Here is a 22,498-nt window from a genome sequence, read left to right as displayed (position 1 = left end):
GGTCGCCGCCCAAAAGCCCAAGCCCGAAGACACTACAGGCAAAGGTATGGGTGATGATGTGGTTGTGGGGGTGCGCAGAGCGGGCTAAATCCTCTGCGGACCTCGCACCGGCGCTGTGATCAATGGGATCAACTGGACCGTGTGCGCGAAGAACGGAAAGCCGCGATGAGTTTGACGCGTGATGAAGTGCTCGACATCTTCCGTTCCCAAGATGCAATCCTTGAGGGTCACTTTGTCCTGAGTTCTGGATTGCACAGCGGCACCTTCCTGCAAAAAGCGCTTGTGTACCGGTCTCCGGAGAAGACCGAGCGGCTTTGCCGCGCGCTGGCCGAAACCATTCGCGCCAGTAGCCTTGGCCCGATCGACGCCATCGTGGCGCCTGCCATGGGCGGCATTGTCCCCGGCTATGAAACGGCCCGGCAACTCGGCGTTCCCTATATGTGGGTCGAGCGCGAAAACGGTGTCTTCCGGCTAAGGCGAGGGTTTTCCGTATCTCCGGGCGAACGTGTGCTCATCGTCGAAGATATCATCTCTACTGGCCTTTCTGCCCGGGAAGCGGGCGATGCCTTGCGGGAAGCGGGGGCGGACGTGATCGGTTGCGCCTGTCTCATCGACCGCTCTGCGGGAGAAGCCGATCTTGGAATGCCCGTTATAGCGCTCGCTGACTACAAGGTCCCTGCCTACGCTCCGGACGCTCTGCCGCCGGAGCTGGCGGCGCTGCCGGCGATCAAGCCCGGCTCTCGCGGCCTGAGCTAACGGCTTTCCGATCATGTTGTTTCGTCGCCGTTCTACGCCCAGCTGGTTTGAAACTGCCCGTCTATGGCTTTGGCCCCGCCGGAGTTTTGCCCGCTCAACGCAGTATGTTCTGAAGCGGATCAAGCGCGTGAACGCCTCGCCACGGGCCATCGCGATGGGCGTCGCGTGCGGGGCCTTTGTTTCGTTCACGCCCCTTCTGGGGCTGCACTTTCTGACTGCCTTTGCCCTGGCTTGGCTGTTCGGCGGCAATTTGATCGCTGCAGCGCTGGGCACCTTTGTCGGCAACCCGATCACATTCCCCTTCATCTGGGCGTTCACCTACCGGGTCGGGCAGGTGATGCTTGGCTCTCCGGTCAATGTGAACGAGCAACCGCCAATTGTGGAACTGGAAAAGCCAAGCGGTCTCACCATCGAAGGGCTTGGCGGTTTTTTTGAAGCCGCGTGGCCGATCATGAAACCGATGCTTGTCGGCAGCGTGCCATTGGGGCTGACGGCTGCGGCCGGCATGTTCGTTGTGACCTATTGGACGGTTGTCGGGTACAGCAGCGCGCGCCGCGCGCGTTTCAAAACCAAGCGTCGTCTGCCGCGCGACAGCATGGCCGCCGCCGAAGCTGGGGAAGACCGATGATCATCGGATTGGGCTCGGACCTGTGCGATATTGATCGAATTGAAAGGTCCATCGAGCGCTTCGGCGAGCGCTTCACGCATCGGGTGTTCACGGAGATCGAGAGGCGTAAGTCCGATCGCCGCCGTATGCGCGCTGCATCCTATGCGAAACGGTTTGCGGCCAAGGAGGCTTGCTCCAAGGCGTTGGGTACGGGCCTCAACCACGGGGTCTACTGGCGCGATATGGGGGTCGCCAATCTTCCCTCGGGCGCCCCCACCATGAAGCTCACAGGGGGAGCGGCGAAACGTCTGGCCTCTCTCACGCCTGACGGCCATGAAGCGCGCATTCATCTCACCATCACCGACGACCACCCATGGGCGCAGGCTTTTGTGATCATCGAGGCGTTGCCGAAGCCGCAATAGCTTGAGGCCAATCGACCGTTGTGTGCTGGTTGCCCCAGTGCCACGATTGTGGCGCAATCGACCTGCAGGCGACAGGGCTAAGCGATCATATGTTGACTTAACGCCCCCAAGCGCCGACATCACCGCCAAACGACGTACCCCGCTTCGATGAGTCATGGCTCCGCGCGAAGGCGCGACAGGGGCTTTACATCCAACTGGGCAGCACAAGGTTTATACCCATGGCCGAGCACGGATCCGCTGATGACACGACCGAAGAGCAGCCCAAGAAGAGCGAGCTGTGGGATACGGTCGTTGTTCTATTTCAGGCGTTTCTTATCGCGCTGGTCATCCGAACGCTTCTTTTTCAGCCCTTCGTCATTCCGTCCAGTTCGATGGTCGGCACCTTGCTGATTGGCGACTATCTGTTCGCCAATAAGTTCGCCTACGGCTACTCACGCCACAGCTTGCCGTTCAGTCCGGACATTTTCGAAGGACGCCTGTTCAGTTCCGATCCTGAGCGCGGCGACATCGCGGTCTTCAAGCTGCCGTCCGATGGATCGACCGACTACATCAAGCGGGTGATCGGACTGCCGGGCGATGTGGTCGAGCTGGAGGGCGGTCAGATCATTTTGAATGGCGAACCGGTTCCGCGCGAGCCAGTCGATCCCTTTGTCCATCCTGACACCGGCCAGACGGTCCCCCAGTTCGAGGAAACGCTGCCCAACGGCGTCACCTACCGGGTGCTCGACCTGATCGAAAACTCGATGCTCGATACGTCTTCTCAGCCGTTCATCGTGCCCGAGGGCCACTACTTCATGATGGGCGATAACAGGGACAACTCGTCGGACAGCCGGACGGCCCTGGTGGGGTATGTCCCGCTTGAGAACTTCGTTGGCCGGGCTGACCTCATCTTCTTCTCGATGCGTGAAGGGTCATCGCCGTGGCAAATCTGGCGCTGGCCGTCCGACGCCCGATTCGGCCGAATTTTCGATGGACTTTGAGGGCGTTGAAAGCCTGCTGGGCCATCACTTCGCCGACCGGAGCTTGCTTGAGCGCGCTCTGACCCATGCGAGCTTCGGCAGCGGGGCTTCTGCAGCGGATAGCACCTATCAGCGGCTTGAGTTTCTCGGTGACCGGGTGCTCGCCGTTGTGATAGCCGACGCTCTGATGGCGCGCTATCCCAAAGCCGACGAAGGTGAGCTGGCGCGCAGGCTCAATCATCTTGTCAGGGCCGAAAGCTGCGCGCTGATCGCCCGGGGCCTCGGCGTGGATCAGCATGTTCGGACTGATGATCTCGATATGCGCAGCGATACCCGCGCCGCCCGCGCCGTTCTGGCCGATGTCTGCGAAGGGCTGATCGGTGCGCTGTATCTCGACGCAGGGCTGGAGGTCGCGCGCACGTTCATCGAGCGTCACTGGTCGCGAATGATGGATGAGGCGGGTGGAGCGCGGCGCGACCCGAAAACCGCGCTCCAGGAATGGGCGCACGGCAAGTTCAAGGCGACGCCCGCTTACGTTGAGACTAGCCGGGCTGGGCCCGACCACGCCCCGGTATTTGAGATCGCGGTCCACGTCGATGGCGTTCAGCCGGTGTCTGGCTCGGGCAAGTCCAAGCGCGACGCGCAGCAGGCAGCAGCTCTCGCGATGCTTATCGAACACGGTGTCTGGGAGGCTGACCGCCCATGACCGGCAAGGCCGACCGACGGGCCGACGATGGCCCGGCCATATGGCCGACCCATGAGGGCGACGTGGCCGACCCACAAGCGGACACGCGCGCAGGTTTCGTTGCGCTGATGGGACCGACCAATGCTGGCAAGTCGACCTTGCTCAACCGTTTGGTCGGCGCAAAGGTCGCCATCGTCTCGCACAAGGTTCAGACAACGCGCGCCTTGATCCGGGGCATCGGCATGTTCGGTGAGACCCAAGTGGTGTTCGTCGATACCCCAGGACTGTTCAAACCCCGCCGCTCACTCGACCGGGCGATGGTGCAAACGGCATGGTCGGGTGCGAAGGACGCGGAGTGCATCTGTTTTGTGATCGACGCGCCCAAGGGCCTGACGGAGATTGTCGAAGCTGCGCTTGAAGACTTGCAGAAGCTTGGTGGGCCGAAATGGCTGATCCTGAACAAGATCGATCAGATGGACCAGGCAAACCTGTTGCCTCTGATTGCGGACATCAACACAAAGCTTGCCTTCGACGAGACGTTTCCGGTTTCCGCCACCACAGGTGAGGGGCTGGATACGCTCGTCGATAAGCTGCGCGAAACAATGAAGCCCGGCCCATGGCTCTATCCTGAGGACCAACTGTCCGATCTGCCGATGCGCATGCTCGCCTCGGAACTCACCCGTGAAAAGCTCTACGAGCGCCTGCATCAGGAATTGCCCTACGTCTCCCACGTGGTCACGGAAGACTGGAAGACCTCGAAAAAGGGCCACCGGGTCGAGCAAACGATCTATGTGGAACGGGAGAGCCAGCGAAAAATCGTACTGGGCAAGCGCGGCGCAACCATCAAATGGATTTCCACCGAGGCCCGCAAAGCCATCGGCGAGGCCGTCGAGGCACCCGTACACCTGTTCCTGTTCGTCAAAGTGCGCCCAAACTGGACGACGGATCCCGAGCGTCTCAACGAGATCGGGCTCGATCTGTCGACAGGGTAGGGAGCGCGCACCTATGTCGTTACCGGCTGTGCATGGGCAGAGGCGATAGACGGAACAAGCGTCGATGGAATGGACCGCATCAGCGATCGTGCTGGGAACCCGCAAGCATGGCGAGGCGGGTGTCATCCTCGAGGTCATGACCCGCGACAAAGGCCGTCATCTTGGTCTGGTCCGCGGCGGGCGCTCGCGGCGCATGGCTCCTCTCCTTCAGGCGGGCAACAGCCTTTCGGCAACATGGCGTGCGCGCCTGGATGAGCATCTGGGGAATTTCACCGTCGAAGGCGAAAGGCTTCGCGGGGCGGACCTCATGAACCGGCCGACGGCGCTCAACGTCATCCAATTGTGCGCGGCCCATTTGCGCTTATTGCCTGAGCGTGACCCGCATGCCCGGCTGCACGACATGCTCGGACTGATATTGGAGAATGTCGACGATCGCACCACGCTGCTGGCCCTTGCTGCGCGGTTCGAACTGTTGCTGCTTGAAGAGCTGGGTTTTGGTCTTGATCTCAGCACCTGCGCGGGCACGGGCACGCGAGACAACCTGATCTACGTGTCACCGAAATCGGGCAGGGCGGTCTGCGCCGAAGCAGGGGAACCCTATAAAGACAAGCTTTTGGCGCTGCCCGCGTTTTTGCGCGGCTCGCTGGACTGGCTGGTACAGGGCGATATCGCAAAAGCGTTCGCGCTTACAGGCTTCTTCCTCGAACGGGACGTGTGGGTGCCACGGGGCGTCAGGCCGCCGGATGGGCGGGAGACGCTCGTCAGTCGATCGGGGTAACACCACCGCTTCCGATCGCGCTCACCGGTATAGATGGCGCGTAAGAACGTCTTGCGATGTGGCGGGCCAAGGATGGCACAATTGTTGCTGCCTGAGTTCGCAGGGGAGCGTACTGTTTGGACCTTCGTTTTTTTGAAATTTACCGCAATCCCGAATATGTGCAGCTTCTGATTGAGGGTGCGGGTTTATCGATTGCACTGACACTGTTTGGCGGTCTCGCAGGCTTCGCGCTCGCAATCGGCCTTGCCTCCGTTCGGCACTTTGAGTTGCCCGTTGCCGCTCAGGTTTCAGCCGCATACGTCGATTTCATTCGCAACACCCCGCTGATTGTTCAGCTGTTTTTCGTAACGTTTGGTCTGCCTTTGCTTTTTGGCTACGCGTGGCCGTTCTGGGCGCATGCGTCTCTTGCTCTGACGCTCAACTTCTCAGCCTATTTTGCCGAGATCGTTCGTGCCGGCCTTGCGAGCCTGCCAAAAGGGCAGATCGAGGCGGCTATGGCACTGGGGCTCCATAAGCGTCAGATCTTCTTCAAGATTTCGCTGCCTCAGGCGATCGCCGCAACCTATCCGTCCCTCAACAGCCAATTCATCTTTCTGTTTCTGACAACGGGCATCATTGCACAAATAGGCGTCACTGACCTGACCTATGCCGGCTTGTTCATCGACAGCCGGACTTTTCGGTCCTTTGAGGTCTTTATCACGCTGACGATCATGTATGTCGCGATCGCCCTGTCCTTTAAGGCGATGCTCGCCCAGCTTCATCGCTTCACCTTTGCCTGGGTGGGTGCGCGATGAGGGATCTGTTTGGTGATGTACTGGGCCGGCCGTTCGGTATCGTGATTTTCCAGCTTCTCGAAGCCACACAGTTCACGATCTACCTGTCTCTGATAGCCTTTATCGGTGGAGGTTTCGTTGCCCTGTTGGTCACGCTTGCCCGTGTTTCACCATCAAGGCGCGCGAAAGCGCTGACGGCGGGGTACATCTGGACGTTCCAGTCGGTGCCCCTGTTGATGCTGTTGTTCCTTTTGGGCCTCGGGGTTCCGCGTTTGCTCGGCATTGATATCGACCCGTGGCTCGCAGCGTCGATTGCTTTGATCGTTTACACCAGTGCCTATCTCTCTGACGTCTGGCGCGGCGCGATCGAGGCGATTCCGTCTGGCCAGTGGGAAGCGGGCCGGGCCGTTGGGCTCAAGTTTCTCGCCGTGGTGCGGCTGATCATCGTTCCGCAGGCGGTCAAGCTGATGCTGGCGCCGACCGTGGGCTTCATGGTGCAGATCATCAAAGGCACCTCGCTTGCCTTCATCATCGGCTTCCACGACCTCATGAACGTCGGCAAACGGTGGGCTAATGCGCCCGTCGAAGGCACCGAGCCTTTCGTCATCTACCCGCTGATGGCCCTGATTTATTTCGCCCTTTGTTTTCCGCTTTCGGTTTGGTCACGCCGTTTGGAGCGCCGTCTTGGCAGCGCTTCGAAAAAAGATGTGCCGTCCGCTGCCTGAGCAGCCAACCCACCATACTCGACAGGGAGTACTACTATGTGGACATCCATAAAAACCGGGCTCATCGCCCTGACGGCAACTGCGTTCGTCGCGGTCGCGCCAGCATCTGCAGACCTCGCAGAAATCTTGGAAGAGGGCACAATCCAGATTGCTATCCCGGAGAGCTTCCCGCCGTTTGGCTCGCTTGGACCTGAAGGCGATTATGTCGGATACGATGTCGATGTGGCGACGCTTATTGCGGAGGACTTGGGCGTCGAACTCGAATTGGTTCCAGTGACCTCGCAGCAGCGTATCCCCTTCCTGGAGACCGACCGGGTCGATCTCGTCATCTCGTCGATGGGGGCCAATCCCGAGCGCGCAAAGTCGATCTGGTTTTCGAGCGCCTACGCTCCATTTTTCTCTGGCGCTTTTGCAGGCTCCGACAAGACCATCGAAACCATGGCTGACCTGGCTGGTATGAGCGTTGGCGTTACCGGTGGCACCCTCGAAGACCTCGCGATCACCGAAGATGGTCCATCGGATATGAATGTGGTCCGGTTCGGCGACAACGCGGCGACCTTGGCAGCCTTTGTGTCCGGTCAAGTCGACGTGCTGGTGACCGGCAACACCGTGGCGGCGCAGCTTTCCGCCGACAACCCGGAGCTCGATGTTGAAACCAAGTTCATCATCAATGAATCGCCCGCCTTTATCGGGGTCAAGAAGGGCAACCTCGATCTGCTTTTGTGGGTGAACGTGTTTATCCTGCACAAGACACTGGGCGGTCAGCTCAATGAGCTGTCTGAAGAGCATCTTGGGCAGCCCTTGCCGCCGCTTCCGACCCTCTAAGCCGACCCTGTGAAACCCAGCTGGACCCCTTGCCGTTGATGAGGGGCTCAGCTGATCTTTCGGTATCCAAGTGCGCCGTTTGGCTCGGCTAAGGCTATTGACTTAACTCCCGGATTCGCTGACCCGTTCTCGCAACTATCGGTCTGCCGACTGTATCGAGAAGGGGTTTCCACGTGGGTGCTGCGTCTTGCCATAACTTTCATGATTTTCGCCGGCTTGCGAAACGACGCCTGCCCGGGCCCATCTTCCACTACATCGATGGCGCCGCCGATGATGAGGTCACCTACCGCCGCAATACCTCGGCGTACGACGATGTCGATCTGGTCCCGAGCGTTCTGGCCGGTGTCGAAGAGGTCGACATGGGTGTCGAGGTCATGGGCCAAAAACTCGACATGCCGATCTACTGCGCGCCTACAGCCCTCCAGAGGCTGTTCCACCACGAGGGCGAACGAGCCGTAGCGAAGGCGGCGACCAAGTTCGGCACCATGTTCGGCGTCTCGTCACTTGCCACCGTGCCCGTCGAGGAAATTTCCAAACTCGCGCCGGGACCGAAAATGTTCCAGTTCTACTTCCACAAGGATCGGGGTTTGAACGACGCGCTGCTGGAGCGGGCGCGCGCGGCGAAGTTCAATGTCATGGCTCTGACCGTGGATACGATCACCGGCGGCAACCGAGAGCGCGATTTGCGCACCGGGTTCACATCGCCTCCCAAGCTGACGCCATCGTCGCTGGTAAGCTTTGCAACGCATCCGATGTGGGCGTGGAACTTCCTGACGAAAGAGAAGTTCGACATGCCGCACCTGTCCGGCCATGTCAGCCAGGGGACCAATCTCGCTGTTTCGGTCGGCGACTATTTCTCAACCATGCTCGACCAGTCGATGAACTGGAAGGACGCAGAAAAGCTGTGCGCGCAATGGAACGGTCAGTTTGCGCTCAAGGGCATCATGTCGGTGGAAGACGCCAAGCGGGCGGTCGACATCGGCTGCACCGGGATCATGGTTTCCAATCATGGGGGCCGTCAGTTGGATGGCGCGCGCGCGCCTTTCGATCAGCTTGCCGAAATCTGCGATGCTGTGGGCGATAAACTCGATGTCGTGTGCGAAGGCGGTATCCAGCGTGGCACCCATGTGCTTAAGGCGCTGTCGATGGGCGCCAAGGCCTGCTCCGGTGGCCGGCTCTATCTGTACGCCCTTGCGGGCGCGGGTCAGGCGGGTGTCGAAAAAGCGCTGGGCAATTTCCGGACAGAGATCGAGCGCGACATGAAGCTGATGGGTATCACCAAGCTCGACCAGCTGAGCCGGGACAATCTGCGTTGGCGTCAGGGCGGAAACGGGCTGGCGTGATTGGAATGGAGATAGCTGAGAGCGGCTAGCCACAACTTGCCGACGTGACCGGCGCCGTCTTGCTTGTTCCGGTTCCGCACTCCGCCTATTTCTGAGGTATGTCCGATTTAACGATTCGCACCGGCGGCGGGGACGATGACGGGGATGATGGCATCGAGGCCATCGACCTCGAAGCGGCACTCCGAAAACGCTACCTCGCTTACGCCCTGTCCACCATCACCCAGCGCGCACTGCCCGATGTGCGCGACGGGCTGAAGCCCGTTCATCGGCGGCTCGTCTACGCGATGAGGCAGCTGAAGCTCGACCCCAATCAGAGCTTCAAGAAATCGGCCCGCGTTGTCGGCGATGTCATCGGTAAGTACCACCCGCATGGCGACCAGTCGGTCTACGATGCGCTGGTGCGTCTCGCGCAGGATTTTGCCGTCCGCTATCCGCTTGTCGAGGGGCAAGGGAACTTCGGCAATATTGATGGCGATAGCGCCGCGGCGATGCGCTACACCGAAGCGCGGATGACGGATGTCGCGACGCGCCTGCTCGAGGGCATTGATGAAGACGCCGTCGATTTCCGCGAAACCTATGACGGTTCCGAAGAAGAGCCTGTCGTTCTGCCCGCGAACTTCCCGAACCTTTTGGGCAACGGCTCTCAGGGCATTGCGGTTGGGATGGCGACGTCGATCCCGCCGCACAACGTCGCCGAATTGTGCGACGCAGCGCTGGCGCTGATCGATAATCGCAAGCTCGAGACCGCCGAGCTGATCAAGCTGGTGCCCGGGCCCGACTTTCCAACCGGCGGCATTCTCGTCGACGATGAAGAGAGCCGCTTGCAGGCCTATGAGACCGGACGCGGCGGCTTCCGCGTTCGGGCGCGCTGGGAAAAGGAAGATCAGGGCAGGGGCACGTGGACGGTGGTCGTCACCGAAATCCCTTATGGCGTGGTCAAAAGTCGGTTGGTCGAGCGGATTGCTGATCTGCTGTTGGCGAAGAAGCTGCCGCTGCTGGGGGATGTGCGCGATGAAAGCGCCGAGGACATGCGTCTTGTGCTTGAGCCCAAGAACCGCAATGTCGACCCCGAATTGATGATGGAGTCGCTGTTTAGGCTGACGGAGCTCGAAGCGCGGATCACGCTCAACATGAACGTGCTGGATGCGCGGCAGACACCGCGCGTGATGGGGCTGGGCGAGGTGCTCGGTGCGTGGCTCGATCATCGCCGTGAGGTACTGATCCGCCGCTCGAACCACCGCTTGGGCAAAATCGCCAAGCGGCTCGAACTGCTTGCCGGCTACATCATCGCTTACCTCAATCTTGATGAGGTGATCCGCATCATTCGATACGAGGACGAGCCCAAACAGGAGCTTATGGCGACCTTCGACCTCAACGATGTGCAGGCTGAAGCTATCCTGAACATGCGGCTCAAGGCACTGCGCAAGCTTGAAGAAATGGAGATCCGCAAGGAGCAGGAAGGTCTTCTTGAAGAGCAGGCCGGGCTTGAGGCCCTCGTTAATTCCAAAGCACGTCAGTGGACGCGGATCAGCAAGGATATTAAGGCGCTGCGGAAGGATTATAATCCAGAGTCTGAGCTTGGGCGCAGGCGCACAACTTTCGCATCCGCGCCATCGCTCGATCTGTCTGACCTCGACGCCGCACTTGTCGAGCGCGAGCCGATCACCGTCGTGCTCTCCCAGAAGGGGTGGGTGCGGGCGCTCAAGGGTCACAATGCCGATCTCTCGCGGCTCGACTTCAAGCAAGGCGACCGGTTGAAGCTGACCATTGAAGCCATGACCACCGACAAGCTGGTCGCGGTTTCTACCGGTGGCCGGGTCTTCACGCTGGGCGCCGACAAACTGCCGGGTGGACGCGGCCACGGCGATCCGCTGCGCATCATGGTCGACCTTGAAGCCGGCCACGATGTGGTGGCGCTGCTCGTGCACGATCCGAACCGAAAGCTGCTGGTTGTGAACGGCGCGGGCTACGGCTTCGTGGCGCCGGAGAAGGACATCGTCGCCAACACCCGCAAGGGCAAGCAGGTGATGAACCTGAAGGAGCCCGAGGAGGTGAAGCTCGCCGTGCCGGTTGAGGGCGACATGGTCGCGGTAGTTGGCGAGAACCGCAAACTGATGATCTTCCCGATCGCGCAGGTTGCGGAAATGGCCCGCGGCAAGGGCGTGCGGCTGCAACGTTACAGGGATGGTGGCGTCTCGGACGTTACCACCTTCAAGGCGGACGAAGGCCTCACATGGTCTGACAGCGCCGGGCGGCAGCACAACCGCTCGATGGACGAGATGGCCGAATGGCGCGGTGAGCGCGCGCAGGCCGGGCGCATGGCCCCGCAAGGCTTCCCGCGGAACAACCGGTTCAGGTGAAATCAGGCCTGAGCAGCCTTTTTGGAACGGTCTAAGGTTCGAAAACGGGTGGCGCGCATGCGCTCACCTGGGCATCCCTCCCATCTCGACGACGGATGGAGGCAGCGATGGATTTTCAGATACACGCGCTGGCGGCGGAGCAGTTTGAGCCGCTCTTTTCACTCAGCGATGCTGACCTGCGCGCGGAGAACGCGATCAGGCAGACCGTGCAATCGAAGCCCGGTACGCCGTGCCGCGTAAGCCTTAAGGACGCGGAGGTGGGCGAGACGGTGATCCTCGTCAACTATATCCATCAACCCAAAAGCAGCCCGTACCAGGCAAGCCATGCGATCTTTGTCCGCGAAGGTGCGGCGACTGCGCAACCGCAGGTGAACGAGGTCCCAGACGTGCTGGCATCGCGCTTGATCTCGGTGCGTGCCTTCAACGCGGAGCATATGATGATTGAGGCCGACGTAATGGATGGCGATCAACTCCCGGCGGCTTTGCGCGTTTTGTTCGACAAGCCTCAGATTGCCTATGTGCATCTGCATAACGCCAAGCCGGGCTGTTTCGCGGCCGCCGTGACGCGCGTGGGAGAGTGCGTGTGAGACGAGGTTCCTCCACCCGAGGCTTGAAAGTGGGCCGGAACGGGCCAACTCTTGAGGCAAGACAGGCCGCAATAAACCGGCCATAGTTCGCCTCTACGGTGACGCCAAACCCCTTTTGGAGCACGTGTCATGAGCACAGATCATCTCAATCGCCGCACCATTCTGGCAGGTGGCGCCGCGCTGGCCGTCGCAGGCCCAAGCCTCTTGCTTCCCGCCCAGGCGCGCGCGCAGAGCGTTGCCGCAACCCCGTCGATGCGCGGCGGGTCGAACAACTACCGGCCCGGCGCGCCGATCGTCGAGCGCATTGGCGGCGGCGGGTTTCTAATGACCGGAACCGTGCGCCGTGCGGGCGATGGTGCACCGCTTGAAGGCCAACGCATCCAGATCTGGGCCCACACCACCGAGGGTCATGAGCGTGATTGGCACAGCCATGGCGCGACGCTGACGGATGCGGACGGGCGGTTCCAGATGGATATGCCGCAGATTGTTCCTGCCTTCGGTCAGGCGCACGGGCATCTGGCCTACGATGCGGAGCATGGCGGCGGCGGTTTCGAGACCGTGTTTCTGCGTCCGGTGATGTCCAGTTCTAGCGACACAACCCTTCACGCCGATTTCGTGCTGCAGCCGGCCTGAGTTTGGCGACTGACACCGCTGCCCCTGTCCGGCGGAGCGGACGCGCACGCACCATTCTGATCTGGGCGGGGCTTGCGGTTGCAGTTGCTGTTCCGGTTGCGGCGGCGTCGATGAGCCCGCAATTGCAATGGCGTGATCCCATCTACATCGTGGCTGGATTCGCTGGCGTGATGACTTTGCCGCTCCTCTTGCTGCAGCCGCTACTGGCGGCGCGATGGCTGCCCGGGCTCAAGCCGATCTCGGCGCGGCGCCTGCATATCGCGCTGGGGCTGACCTTGGCCGCGGCGACCCTTGTGCATGTCGGCGGCCTCTGGATCACCAGCCCGCCCGATGTGGTCGATGCGCTTCTGCTGCGGTCTCCCACGCCGTTCTCGCTCTGGGGCGTGATCGCGATGTGGGCGCTTCTGGGATCGGTCTTTCTGGTTCTGCTTCGCAGCCGTCTGCGCCGCCGAACCTGGCAGGCAGTCCACTTCGCCTTGTCGCTGGTGATTATCGCTGGCGCCATTGCCCATGCGCTCCTGATCGAGGGGACGATGGAGTGGCTGTCAAAGGTGCTGATCTGCACGCTTGTTGCGCTGACGGGCGGGTTTGTCGTTCTGCCGCGATTGAAGCAGATCGGGGGGAGGCGCAAAGCAAAGTCGCCCTAAAGCTTCAAATTGTCTTCCCGTGACCGTTCGAGGATTCAATCGAGCCGCGCGCTCACCAACACACCACATACGGACCCTTCAGAACAGGATTTAGGTGATGACCAAACCAGCTAACGATGTTTGCTTCAAAACTGTTATGGCGATGAACGCCTGAAGTCTTGAGCGGTGCCGAAGACACGATCACCTATCGCCAGGGGCGCTGAAGGCAGGCTGCTATTTTGGCGCCCCTACCCAACGCTCCGCCACCCACCGGGCGTCAGATGCTCCTGCGGTTTGAAGCGAGCCTTGTAATCCATCTTCTGTGAACCATCGACCCAGTAGCCGAGATATAGGTACGGCAGCCCGAGTTTGCGGGCGCGGGCGATATGATCGAGGATCATGAACGTCCCCATCGACCGTGCCTCATACGCTGGGTCGAAGAACGAGTAGACCATCGACAGGCCGTCATTGAGCTGGTCGGTCAGACAGACACCAACCAAATCGCCACCATCCTTGTCGGGGCCTTCGAGGCTCAACGGCGTACGCGTCCGGTAGCTGACGATCTGCGTATCGATATGGCTATCTTCGACCATCATCGCGTAGTCCAGCACGCTCATCTCCGCCATGCCGCCATCTTCGTGGCGCGCATCGAGATAATCGCGAAACAGCGAATACTGCTCGCTGGTGGCCTTGTTCTCCTCGTCTGATCCAACAATGTCGGCGTTTGTCTTCAGGACGCGCTTCATCGACTTGGTGGGCTTGAACTCGTCCACCCGTACCCGGACGGACACGCAGGCGTTGCAGCCCTCGCAGGCGGGGCGGTACGCAATGTTCTGTGAACGCCGAAACCCACCCATCGACAGCATCGTGTGCAACTCGCGCGCGCCGGACCCCACCAGATGGGTGAAAATCTTCCGCTCGCGTTTGCCCGGAAGATAGGGACACGGGGTCGCGGCGGTCAGATAGAAGGTCGGGGTATCAAGCGGATGCTTGGTCATGAAGGGGGAGCAGCCTCAAAGTCCGTAGTACCAAGGTGCCAGAAGTGTGAAACTAAGCCAATAGATGAAAACAAGTGGTGCACCGGCCTTCAGGTAGTCCGAAAACTGATAATGGCCAGGTCCCATCACAAGCAGGTTGGTTTGATACCCGATGGGCGTTGCGAACGAGCAGTTGGCCGCAAGGATCACCGCCATCACGAAAGGCTCGGCCGGTAAAGACAAATCGGTTGCAAGTTGCAGGGCGATGGGCGTGAACAGAACGGCCGTCGCATTGTTTGACAAGATGTTCGTCAGCAGCGCGATCACAAGGAAGAACGCTGACAGGATGGCGGTGGCACCCGCTTCGGCGGCGATGAAGATGACCGCGCTCGCAATTGCCGTATCACCGCCGGTCACTTGCAGCGCGGAGCCCATCGCAAGAGCGGTACCCACCATCATGACGATGCGCGAGTCGACCGCACGGACGGCCTGTCGGATGTTCAGGCACTGGGTTGCGACCATTGCGAAGGCCGCCGTGACGGTTGCCACCATCAGATCGACAACACCGAAGATCACAAGCGCGATCGCAACGGCGAAAAGGCCCAAAGCAAATGGCGCCCTTGCGGTGTTGCTGATCTCTGATCGCGATTCCTCCAGCACGAGGAAGTCGCGCTGACCGCGCAGCTTGTCCATCGCTTCATCGCTGCTAGCAAGCAGGAACACATCACCAGCTTCCAGCCGTAACGCATCGAGCGCAACACGCGGCATGCGGGCGCGCCTCTCAACGCCGAGCAGCTGGTGCCCTGCACCGAGATAGGCACCGATCACCTCAATACTCTGACCGATGAAGCGGGAACCGGGCGCAAGCATCGCTTCAGAGGCGTGGACGGACGAGACGCGACGACCAGCCTGCTCTTCGTTTGGCGCAGAAGCAACGAACGCCTTGACCAGCTCATCGCGCTTGGCGGCGACCACGACTGTGTCACCGGGCCGAAGCTCGAGGTCCTCAAATGGTGGCAGAAACAGCCTTGGGCCGCGGCGAACCGATCGCACGGTGATATCTTTGAGATCTGCGAACATGCCATGGGTCGCCCGAGCTCCGACGAGCCGGTGTCCCTCGACCAGCCTTTGTTCGGCAATGAACTGCTTGCCGCGAAAGCCCGATGGCTGCATCGGGCTGGCATCATCGCGAAGGGCACGGGGCAGAGCCCATAGCACGTATGGTATCGCTGCCAGGATCATCAGAAGCGCGATCATGGTTTGGTCAAACAGCCCGACGAAATAGTCGGCGGCCTGATCGGCTGCGGATGCGACCAGAAGGTTGGTTGAGGACCCGATCAAGGTCGTCGTTCCGCCCAAAATGGTCGCGAACGACAGGGGGATTAGAAAAGGCCTGACCCCACCAGGCAGTTTCGCCGCCATCGCGCCAATGATCGGCAGCAACATAACAACCACCGGCGTGTTGTTCAGGAACGCGCTGGCGATGCCAGCGGTCACGATGAGGCCCATGATCGTCAGCACTTCGTGCTTGCCGCCGACGCGCTTTGCAAGGCGTGCTACCGGGGCGAGGGCGTCAGTCTGGAAAAGAGCCTGACCAATGACCAGTAGGGCGAGAATCGTGAACAGGACAGGGCTGGCAAACCCCTCCAGAAGAAGGCTTTCCTCCAGACGGTCTCCAGTCACCGATGGTCCGACGGGTATGCCGGTTGCCACAAGCGCAGGGCCAAAGGCGGAGAGCCCGGAAAACAGGATCAGAAGAGCGGCAAGCACGCCCAGCGAGACCAACTCGATCGACCACCGATCCGACGCGTAAGCAACGATTGCCCCGCCGATGATCACATAGACGAGCCAGACTTCAATTCCGAGCAATCAGCTGCCCTCTCGCCGATGACCTTCGCGGCGGGACCATGGGCAATCTCGATGCTGAGCGCAAGCCGTTGGCTTGCGTCCAGGTAAGCTTGTGGAGGACGTTCAGGCCTGCAGGGACGCGGCACGCTGCTGATTGTTGATAACGATCGTGCCGAGCAACACGTCGTGGAGGCAGCGTTTCGTAGAGGAGAACAGGCTCGAGCCCAGGAGTATGGCCCATAGGAGACCCGTACCCAAAGAAAAATAGAAGATAAGCGCGTGGACGATCGCAATCAGGCCATACATTCGCCCGCCATGCCAAAGGCGCATTTCAATCCCCATCGCCTGCATGCCCGGTGTTGCCGATTTTGGCCCGCCCATGGTGAGGCCGATATAGGCAAGCGCGATCAGCGGCAACAAAATGGGATAGAGCAGCCAGCCAAGCCCCAGTGTCAGCACACCAAAAATACCGATGACAAACACCGCGATGACCGTGAAGACGCTCAAAACCACCAAATCGAGCAGAAACGCAAAGATGCGTCGCGTTCGTACGCCGTCGAACAGCCACGGTTGGGTTGCTGGATCGAAGGCAAAGGTGGCGCCGTTCGGGCTGTCATCGAGTGGCAAAATAGGCGGGCGAGGGGAGCTGGTTTGATCCATAAAAAAGGCACGCGTCCGGTTGCGATGGTGAACGTTGCCCTAAACTTGGTAACGGATTTTCGGCGATTCAAGGATTGTTAGGTAAACCGAAGGCCGCCTTCAGGGTGACCGAACGGTAAAACCTCAGCGTAATTTTTGAGCTATCTCGGGCGCGAAGTAGGTGAGGATGCCATCCGCCCCGGCTCGTTTGAACGCGATCAGGCTCTCAAGAATGGCACGCTCTCGATCAATCCATCCATTGGCGGCTGCCGCTTCTATCATCGCGAACTCGCCGGACACCTGATAGACTGTCGTTGGAACGCCAAATGCAGCCTTTACCCGGTGAACGATATCCAGGTACGGCATGCCCGGTTTGACCATCACAACGTCCGCTCCCTCCTCAATATCAAGCGCCACTTCGGCTTCCGCCTCTTCTCCATTGGCCGGGTCCATCTGGTAGGTCCGCTTGTCACCTTGCAGCGTTGCTGACGCGCCTACGGCATCGCGAAAAGGCCCATAGAAAGCGGAGGCGTATTTCGCCGCATAGGCCATGATCGGCAGGTCTGTGTGCCCCTCAGCGTCGAGGCTGTAGCGGATCGCGCCAACCCGACCATCCATCATGTCAGACGGTGCAATCATGTCGGAGCCGGCTTCTGCGAGAACCTGCGCTTGCAAGATGAGTTGTGCGACCGATGCGTCATTATCGATGTCGCGGTCATTGCTGGCGAAGACGCCATCATGTCCGTGACTTGTATAGGGGTCCAAGGCGACATCGGTGATAAGCCCGACCTCAAGATCGAGTTGCTTGATTGCTCGCAAAGCCTGGCACACCAGGTTGTTGGGGTTCAGCGCCTCGGTTCCCATGGGATCACGCAGGGCCGGATCGGTGTTGGGAAACAACGCAATCGCACGGATGCCGAGGTCAGCGGCGCGTTTTGCACTATCGACCGCAAGATCGGGAGAAACCCTTGAAACGCCGGGCATTGAGGGGATTGGCTCACTATGCCCAGACCCGTCAGTGAGAAAGATTGGCCAGATCAGATCGTGCACCGTCAACGCGTTTTCGCGCGCCAGATCGCGCAGCCAGCCGTGCATTCTGCGGCGACGCATTCGCCGGCCACCGGTGACCGTGTTGACCAGTTCGCGCGCGCCGTGCTTATCCATCTGTCATGACCTTTCGTGCGGGGCCCTATCCCCTGCCGTTGTTGGGGTGCTAGCAGTCGCCCCAGCCAACGACAAGCGAGCCAATGGGCGCGTTTCGATAATGAAAACAGGCTCCAGAGTGTTGGATAGCTGATGCCAAGAAGTTTCTCTCCGCAGCCGCTTGAGCCTATCCGCGTCACGTCAGCGTCGCCAGCACCTGAGCGCCCGACAGAGCGCTGGTTTTACATCATGTTGCGTGGCGTTGGCGTGCTGTTGATTGCCCGAGGATTGTACATCTGGTTTTGCTTCACCGGCCTTATGCCTGAAGTGGCCCCAGCCTATGCCCTCAGCGTAGAGAGCGATCTCGAATTTGCTTTGCTTGCGGGCTCTGCGGTGGCGAGCTTGATCGCAGGTCTGGGCCTGTGGTTGCTGGCGGCTTGGGGAGCGGTCTTGTGGCTGGTCCTAGTCGCTTTCGATGCACTTTTATTTTTTCTCGTGCCCGAGCTTGCTGCTGTCCGGCCGTTCGTTGTGGTGGCAAATGGCGTCCTCGTTACAGCTTACATTGTCATGGCCTTGATTGTGCGGCGCGGGGTTCGTGCTCAGGCGACGATTTGATTGCTTTGCGGCTGGGCCAGCCTTTCCGAACCCTCAATGGCTAAGATTAACGGCTACCCACCGACTGCGGTTAGAGTTTCCTCACCGCAATTGGTGAACGGGTTCTTTCTGTAATCATCGGAGAAATATGAAATTAATCAAAGCGTTTAAGCGCGATTTTAGGCCTCGCTGCTAGCTTCCTCGTCATCACCGGAGAGACATCCGGGAGCAACAGTGAGGCAAGTTCAATGCGTAAGTCCAACACCGCCACGATCGGCTCCGCCAGCCCTGGATCGTCGGTCTCTGCTTATTTTGAGGATGAGCAGGAGCAACATATCGAGCCACTCTACATGGAGGCTCTGCATCTGGTTGAACGGCTTCACCGTCGTTTGCTCGATGTTATCAAGGATGAGTTCGACCGCCGTGGTCGTTCCGACATCAATGCCGTTCAGGCCCTTTTGCTGTTCAACATCGGTGATTCGGAATTGACTGCGGGTGAGTTGCGCACGCGCGGCTACTATCTGGGTTCGAACGTTTCTTACAACCTCAAGAAGCTCGTCGATCTCGGCTTTGTGTCCCACCAGCGTTCGCGCATGGACCGCCGGTCCGTCCGCGTAAGCCTGACGCCGAAGGGTCACGAGATCGCGAACATCGTATCGGAGCTGTATCAGCGTCATCTGATCTCGATCGAGAAGGTCGGCGGATTGGGGACCGAAGAGTTTTCGAAACTCAACAAGTCGCTTCAGCGTTTGGAGCGTTTCTGGACCGACCAGATTCTCTATCGTCTTTAGGACGGCCATCGCTTGCGGTTTGCGCGGGGGTGGGGATGCCCCGCGCTAGCCTGTACAAAAGCCCACATCAGCTTGCCGACACGGCGAGTTGGTGTGGGTTTTTGGTTTCGATAAGGCGCTGCGACCCGCACAAGACGAAGCCGGTTACGTATTTGTGACCGGAACGTGCAGTTGTCCTTATTGCGGCCATACTGTTTTGGAGGCAAACACATACTAAATAAGCTTTTAATCATCCTCAGGCGATAATCTCGGCTGAGTGAAGCGACATGAGATCGACTATGTCGCCCAAGTCATCAACGGGAAGGTCCCCATGGATCGTATCAAGCATGCCAAGACGCGCCGACAAGTTCTGGCGGCAGGGCTCGGATTAGGCGCTTCAGCGCTCGCGCTGCGAGCCGCTTCAGCGCAGCAGTCGGCAATCGACGCGCTCCTTGACCAACGTATCAACCAGAGCACATCGCGCTGGGGCCAACAGTTCGACGCGACCGCATCGGGTCAGGTGCCGCTGGCGTCTACCGAACCAATGTTCTCGCCGGCAAGCGCTGTGAACATCGAGACCGCTCTGCGTCAGCATACCGATATGATGAACCGTGGCGGCTGGCCGCTGGTTCCGCGCGATCAGGTGCTGAAACTTGGCGTGCGCCATCCGAATGTCAGCGAGCTGCGACGCCGTCTGATCACGTCCGGCGATCTGGCCCAGCAATGGGGTATTTCGGACATTTTCGACTCCTACGTCGATTCCGCCGTGCGTCGTTTTCAGGCCCGCCATGGTCTGGTGATCGACGGTATCATCGGGTCTGAAGGCTTTGCGGCAATGAACGTGCCGATCGGCGCGCGCATCCGCCAGCTTGAAACCAATCTCGTGCGCATTCGGTCCATGTCCGGTTTTCTTGGCGACCGCTATGTGATGGTCAACATCCCCGCAGCCGCACTTGAAGCGATCAACAATGGCCGCGTGACCACCCGCCACACCGCAATCGTCGGTAAAGTAGATCGGCCAACGCCCATTCTTGATAGCCGCATCCATGAGCTCAACTTCAATCCGTTCTGGACCGTTCCTGTTTCGATCATCCGGCGCGATCTGATCCCGTTGATGCAGGAAAACCCGAGCTACCTTGCGGAGAACAATATTCGGATCTTCTCCAGTTGGGGAGCGGGTGCTCAGGAATTGCCGCCCGAGACGGTGGACTGGAACTCTGACGAAGCGACCCGCTACATGTTCCGGCAAGATCCCGGCGAGATCAATTCGCTCGGTTCGGTGAAGATCAACTTCCACAACGAGCATCAGGTCTATCTGCACGATACCCCCGACAAATCCTTGTTTGGCGATGACTACCGCTTCCTGTCGTCGGGCTGTGTTCGCGTGCAGAATGTGCGCGAGCTGGTGACATGGCTGTTGGCCAACACCGAGGGCTGGAGCCGTCAGCGAATTGACCAGGTTATTCAGGCTGGCGAGCGCATCGACGTGAATGTTGCCAACCCCGCGCCGCTGTATATCAACTATGTCACGGCTTGGGCGGCCACAGATGGTACCGTGAATTTCCGCGAAGACATTTACGGTCGTGATGGCCTGCCATCCTTGGTTTCAAGCAACGGCTAGCGTTGGCCACTGATCGGACAGGTTCGAGCGGTGGTTCAGCGCGGCGCCCAGCGCCCGGTGAAGTCTACCTAGAGCTGACAACGGTCGATAAGGCACTGCGGGTCGCGGCGATCGATTCGTTGACGGGCGCCGAAGTGATCTTCACGGCGCCCGCCAACGCCCCGCGTCACCGTATCGAAGCGGTCGCGATCGCCAAACTCGAGCGTCGCCTTGCGCTTGATTCAGGCAGTCGGTCTGACCGGCCAGAAGACCCGGACGACGGCGAAGGCATGCGGCGAGGACGCCTCGTCTAGGCGTCTTAAGAGACGAAAGCCAAAGCCGGTGTCATGAGCGGGTAAATTCGTTTCGGACAATCCGCCGCGCGAAAAGCACCAGGTTGCTCCGACCGGCGGGTTTGATCGCAAAAGCTCGTGTGCTATCGCGTTGCAAAACTGGACGGTCATGGGGTCTGTATGCTGAGATCCGTGGCCTGCCGTTCCGATCTCCCAGATACAGGGGCATGCCGTATGGCCATCACCGATCACGATCCTCAGGGTCTCTACCCGACGTTCTTCTCAGACAGTCTAGCGGCCAGCGACCCGCAAATTGCGCAAGCCATCGCAGGCGAACTGGGTCGCCAGCAGCACGAAATCGAGCTGATCGCGTCCGAGAACATCGTCTCCCGGGCGGTGCTTGAAGCGCAGGGTTCGGTCATGACCAACAAGTATGCCGAAGGGTATGCGGGTCGCCGCTATTATGGTGGCTGCCACTTCGTCGATATTGCAGAACGGCTGGCCATCGAGCGCGCCACCCAATTGTTCGGTTGCGGCTTCGCCAATGTTCAGCCCAACTCCGGCTCGCAAGCCAACCAGGCGGTCATGCTCGCCCTCGCCAAGCCCGGCGATACGGTCCTCGGCATGAGCCTTGATGCTGGTGGACACCTGACCCACGGCGCGCCGCCCAACTTGTCCGGCAAATGGTTCAACGCGATCCAGTACGGCGTTCGCAAGGACGATGGCCTGCTCGATTATGATCAAGTTGAGACCTTGGCGCGTGAACACAAGCCCACGATCATCATTGCTGGCGGCTCGGCCTATTCGCGGCAGTTTGATTTCGCGCGGTTCCGTGCGATCGCCGATGAAGTTGGCGCAATCCTTCTGGTCGATATGGCGCACTTCTCGGGCCTTGTTGCCGGTGGCCAGCACCCAAGCCCGTTCCCTCATGCGCATATCGCGACCACGACAACCCACAAGACGTTGCGCGGCCCGCGTGGCGGGATGATTCTGACCGATGACGAAGCGATCGCGAAGAAAATAAACTCGGCTGTTTTCCCGGGCTTGCAGGGTGGGCCGCTCATGCATGTGATCGCCGCGAAGGCAGTGGCGTTTGGCGAGGCGCTGCGCCCAGAGTTCAAGCTTTACGCGAAGAACATCGTGGAAAACTCTAAGGCGCTTGCGGAAACCTTGAAAGGGCACGGCTACGATATCGTGTCTGGTGGGACTGATAATCATATTGTGCTTGTCGATCTGCGGCCTAAATCGCTGACCGGGAAGGTATCGGAGAAGGCCCTAGAGCGGGCTGGCATTACCTGCAACAAGAATGGTGTGCCCTTCGATCCCCAGAAGCCTTTCGTGACGTCTGGTGTGCGGCTTGGTTCTCCCGCGTGCACGACCCGCGGCTTCGGAGTTGCGGAGTTCCAGCAGGTTGGCGACATGATCGCGGAGGTGCTGGACGTTCTGTCACAAAACGCTTCGGACGAAGATACGCTCACAGAGCAGGCCGTGAAGGCTAAGGTCGTAGAGCTGACTGACAGGTTCCCGATTTACCCTGACGCGGCCTGAGCCGCTCGCTGATCT

24 protein-coding genes are annotated in these 22,498 nt (G+C 59.9%); 20 read left to right on the top strand and 4 right to left on the bottom strand.

The annotated features are described in order from the left end of the window. Positions 1-171: 171 nt before the first annotated feature. The 15 genes from pyrE (at position 172) to AAF739_13990 (ending at position 13,092) form a co-directional block, all read left to right on the top strand. Positions 172-756, top strand: a complete 585-nt coding sequence (gene pyrE / locus AAF739_14060; GenBank protein ID MEM6383793.1) for an orotate phosphoribosyltransferase — start codon at positions 172-174, stop codon at positions 754-756. 13 nt (positions 757-769) lie between these two features. Continuing rightward, positions 770-1,384: a DUF2062 domain-containing protein gene (locus AAF739_14055; protein ID MEM6383792.1), complete on the top strand. Its 615-nt coding sequence runs from the start codon at positions 770-772 to the stop codon at positions 1,382-1,384. Next, complete coding sequence (gene acpS / locus AAF739_14050; protein ID MEM6383791.1) at positions 1,381-1,785, top strand: holo-ACP synthase; 405 nt, start codon at positions 1,381-1,383, stop codon at positions 1,783-1,785. Before AAF739_14055 ends, acpS begins: the two co-directional genes overlap by 4 nt. A gap of 218 nt (positions 1,786-2,003) precedes the next feature. Next, positions 2,004-2,765: a signal peptidase I gene (lepB, locus tag AAF739_14045; protein MEM6383790.1), complete on the top strand. Its 762-nt coding sequence runs from the start codon at positions 2,004-2,006 to the stop codon at positions 2,763-2,765. After that, positions 2,755-3,450, top strand: coding sequence for a ribonuclease III (gene rnc / locus AAF739_14040; protein MEM6383789.1), 696 nt, complete (start codon positions 2,755-2,757; stop codon positions 3,448-3,450). The genes lepB and rnc overlap by 11 nt, the downstream gene beginning before the upstream one ends. Continuing rightward, entirely contained in the window at positions 3,447-4,421 is a 975-nt protein-coding gene (gene era / locus AAF739_14035) for a GTPase Era (protein MEM6383788.1), read from the top strand. The genes rnc and era overlap by 4 nt, the downstream gene beginning before the upstream one ends. Before the next feature lie 64 nt (positions 4,422-4,485). Next, positions 4,486-5,199, top strand: coding sequence for a DNA repair protein RecO (gene recO / locus AAF739_14030; protein ID MEM6383787.1), 714 nt, complete (start codon positions 4,486-4,488; stop codon positions 5,197-5,199). 116 nt (positions 5,200-5,315) lie between these two features. Next, on the top strand, positions 5,316-5,993 hold the full coding sequence (locus tag AAF739_14025; GenBank protein MEM6383786.1) for an amino acid ABC transporter permease: 678 nt from the start codon (positions 5,316-5,318) through the stop codon (positions 5,991-5,993). Further along, a complete protein-coding gene (locus tag AAF739_14020; protein MEM6383785.1) occupies positions 5,990-6,697 on the top strand; it encodes an amino acid ABC transporter permease in 708 nt (235 codons plus the stop codon). Before AAF739_14025 ends, AAF739_14020 begins: the two co-directional genes overlap by 4 nt. A gap of 36 nt (positions 6,698-6,733) precedes the next feature. Further along, on the top strand, positions 6,734-7,522 hold the full coding sequence (locus tag AAF739_14015; GenBank protein MEM6383784.1) for a transporter substrate-binding domain-containing protein: 789 nt from the start codon (positions 6,734-6,736) through the stop codon (positions 7,520-7,522). 173 nt (positions 7,523-7,695) lie between these two features. Continuing rightward, positions 7,696-8,865, top strand: a complete 1,170-nt coding sequence (locus AAF739_14010; GenBank protein MEM6383783.1) for an alpha-hydroxy acid oxidase — start codon at positions 7,696-7,698, stop codon at positions 8,863-8,865. Between the two features lie 98 nt (positions 8,866-8,963). Continuing rightward, positions 8,964-11,225 carry a DNA topoisomerase IV subunit A gene (parC, locus tag AAF739_14005; GenBank protein MEM6383782.1) on the top strand — a complete coding sequence of 754 codons (2,262 nt, stop codon included), beginning with the start codon at positions 8,964-8,966 and terminating at the stop codon, positions 11,223-11,225. A gap of 107 nt (positions 11,226-11,332) precedes the next feature. Beyond that, the gene (locus tag AAF739_14000) at positions 11,333-11,812 is read left to right on the top strand and encodes a DUF1203 domain-containing protein (GenBank protein ID MEM6383781.1); all 480 of its coding nucleotides are present in this window, start codon (positions 11,333-11,335) and stop codon (positions 11,810-11,812) included. Between the two features lie 129 nt (positions 11,813-11,941). Continuing rightward, complete coding sequence (locus tag AAF739_13995; GenBank protein MEM6383780.1) at positions 11,942-12,445, top strand: twin-arginine translocation pathway signal; 504 nt, start codon at positions 11,942-11,944, stop codon at positions 12,443-12,445. A gap of 2 nt (positions 12,446-12,447) precedes the next feature. Further along, positions 12,448-13,092, top strand: a complete 645-nt coding sequence (locus AAF739_13990; GenBank protein ID MEM6383779.1) for a ferric reductase-like transmembrane domain-containing protein — start codon at positions 12,448-12,450, stop codon at positions 13,090-13,092. Positions 13,093-13,319: 227 nt separating this feature from the next. On the opposite strand, the gene AAF739_13985 is transcribed toward AAF739_13990, so the two are convergent. The 4 genes from AAF739_13985 to hemB form a co-directional block, all read right to left on the bottom strand. Next, positions 13,320-14,069 carry an arginyltransferase gene (locus AAF739_13985; protein MEM6383778.1) on the bottom strand — a complete coding sequence of 250 codons (750 nt, stop codon included), beginning with the start codon at positions 14,067-14,069 and terminating at the stop codon, positions 13,320-13,322. 15 nt (positions 14,070-14,084) lie between these two features. Continuing rightward, complete coding sequence (locus AAF739_13980; protein MEM6383777.1) at positions 14,085-15,917, bottom strand: SLC13 family permease; 1,833 nt, start codon at positions 15,915-15,917, stop codon at positions 14,085-14,087. Positions 15,918-16,019: 102 nt separating this feature from the next. Continuing rightward, complete coding sequence (locus tag AAF739_13975) at positions 16,020-16,556, bottom strand: RDD family protein (GenBank protein ID MEM6383776.1); 537 nt, start codon at positions 16,554-16,556, stop codon at positions 16,020-16,022. A gap of 123 nt (positions 16,557-16,679) precedes the next feature. Next, positions 16,680-17,699: a porphobilinogen synthase gene (gene hemB, locus AAF739_13970; GenBank protein MEM6383775.1), complete on the bottom strand. Its 1,020-nt coding sequence runs from the start codon at positions 17,697-17,699 to the stop codon at positions 16,680-16,682. Between the two features lie 132 nt (positions 17,700-17,831). Between hemB and AAF739_13965 the strand changes: the two genes are divergently transcribed. The 5 genes from AAF739_13965 to glyA all read left to right on the top strand — a co-directional run bounded on the left by AAF739_13965 (position 17,832) and on the right by glyA (position 22,483). Next, the gene (locus AAF739_13965) at positions 17,832-18,293 is read left to right on the top strand and encodes a DUF6163 family protein (protein MEM6383774.1); all 462 of its coding nucleotides are present in this window, start codon (positions 17,832-17,834) and stop codon (positions 18,291-18,293) included. Positions 18,294-18,607: 314 nt separating this feature from the next. Next, the gene (locus AAF739_13960) at positions 18,608-19,063 is read left to right on the top strand and encodes a MarR family winged helix-turn-helix transcriptional regulator (protein ID MEM6383773.1); all 456 of its coding nucleotides are present in this window, start codon (positions 18,608-18,610) and stop codon (positions 19,061-19,063) included. Between the two features lie 310 nt (positions 19,064-19,373). Then, positions 19,374-20,663 (top strand): L,D-transpeptidase family protein, encoded by a 1,290-nt coding sequence (locus tag AAF739_13955; GenBank protein MEM6383772.1) that lies wholly within the window; start codon positions 19,374-19,376, stop codon positions 20,661-20,663. Positions 20,664-20,665: 2 nt separating this feature from the next. Further along, complete coding sequence (locus AAF739_13950) at positions 20,666-20,956, top strand: hypothetical protein (GenBank protein ID MEM6383771.1); 291 nt, start codon at positions 20,666-20,668, stop codon at positions 20,954-20,956. 213 nt (positions 20,957-21,169) lie between these two features. Next, entirely contained in the window at positions 21,170-22,483 is a 1,314-nt protein-coding gene (glyA, locus tag AAF739_13945) for a serine hydroxymethyltransferase (protein ID MEM6383770.1), read from the top strand. Positions 22,484-22,498 lie beyond the last annotated feature (15 nt).

Source organism: Pseudomonadota bacterium (assembly GCA_039024915.1).
Classification (GTDB): Bacteria; Pseudomonadota; Alphaproteobacteria; order Rhizobiales; family MH13; genus MH13.
The sequence above is the reverse complement of the archived record's forward strand: the minus strand, read 5'-3'. Positions and strand labels throughout refer to the sequence as shown.

Coding starts and splice junctions, on each gene's coding strand:
- AAF739_14055 (MEM6383792.1), top strand. CDS start 770: ATGTTGTTTCGTCGCCGTTCTACGCCCAGCTGGTTTGAAACTGCCCGT.
- acpS (MEM6383791.1), top strand. CDS start 1,381: ATGATCATCGGATTGGGCTCGGACCTGTGCGATATTGATCGAATTGAA.
- lepB (MEM6383790.1), top strand. CDS start 2,004: ATGGCCGAGCACGGATCCGCTGATGACACGACCGAAGAGCAGCCCAAG.
- rnc (MEM6383789.1), top strand. CDS start 2,755: ATGGACTTTGAGGGCGTTGAAAGCCTGCTGGGCCATCACTTCGCCGAC.
- era (MEM6383788.1), top strand. CDS start 3,447: ATGACCGGCAAGGCCGACCGACGGGCCGACGATGGCCCGGCCATATGG.
- recO (MEM6383787.1), top strand. CDS start 4,486: ATGGAATGGACCGCATCAGCGATCGTGCTGGGAACCCGCAAGCATGGC.
- AAF739_14020 (MEM6383785.1), top strand. CDS start 5,990: ATGAGGGATCTGTTTGGTGATGTACTGGGCCGGCCGTTCGGTATCGTG.
- AAF739_14015 (MEM6383784.1), top strand. CDS start 6,734: ATGTGGACATCCATAAAAACCGGGCTCATCGCCCTGACGGCAACTGCG.
- parC (MEM6383782.1), top strand. CDS start 8,964: ATGTCCGATTTAACGATTCGCACCGGCGGCGGGGACGATGACGGGGAT.
- AAF739_14000 (MEM6383781.1), top strand. CDS start 11,333: ATGGATTTTCAGATACACGCGCTGGCGGCGGAGCAGTTTGAGCCGCTC.
- AAF739_13995 (MEM6383780.1), top strand. CDS start 11,942: ATGAGCACAGATCATCTCAATCGCCGCACCATTCTGGCAGGTGGCGCC.
- AAF739_13985 (MEM6383778.1), bottom strand. CDS start 14,069: ATGACCAAGCATCCGCTTGATACCCCGACCTTCTATCTGACCGCCGCG.
- AAF739_13975 (MEM6383776.1), bottom strand. CDS start 16,556: ATGGATCAAACCAGCTCCCCTCGCCCGCCTATTTTGCCACTCGATGAC.
- hemB (MEM6383775.1), bottom strand. CDS start 17,699: ATGGATAAGCACGGCGCGCGCGAACTGGTCAACACGGTCACCGGTGGC.
- AAF739_13965 (MEM6383774.1), top strand. CDS start 17,832: ATGCCAAGAAGTTTCTCTCCGCAGCCGCTTGAGCCTATCCGCGTCACG.
- AAF739_13955 (MEM6383772.1), top strand. CDS start 19,374: ATGGATCGTATCAAGCATGCCAAGACGCGCCGACAAGTTCTGGCGGCA.
- glyA (MEM6383770.1), top strand. CDS start 21,170: ATGGCCATCACCGATCACGATCCTCAGGGTCTCTACCCGACGTTCTTC.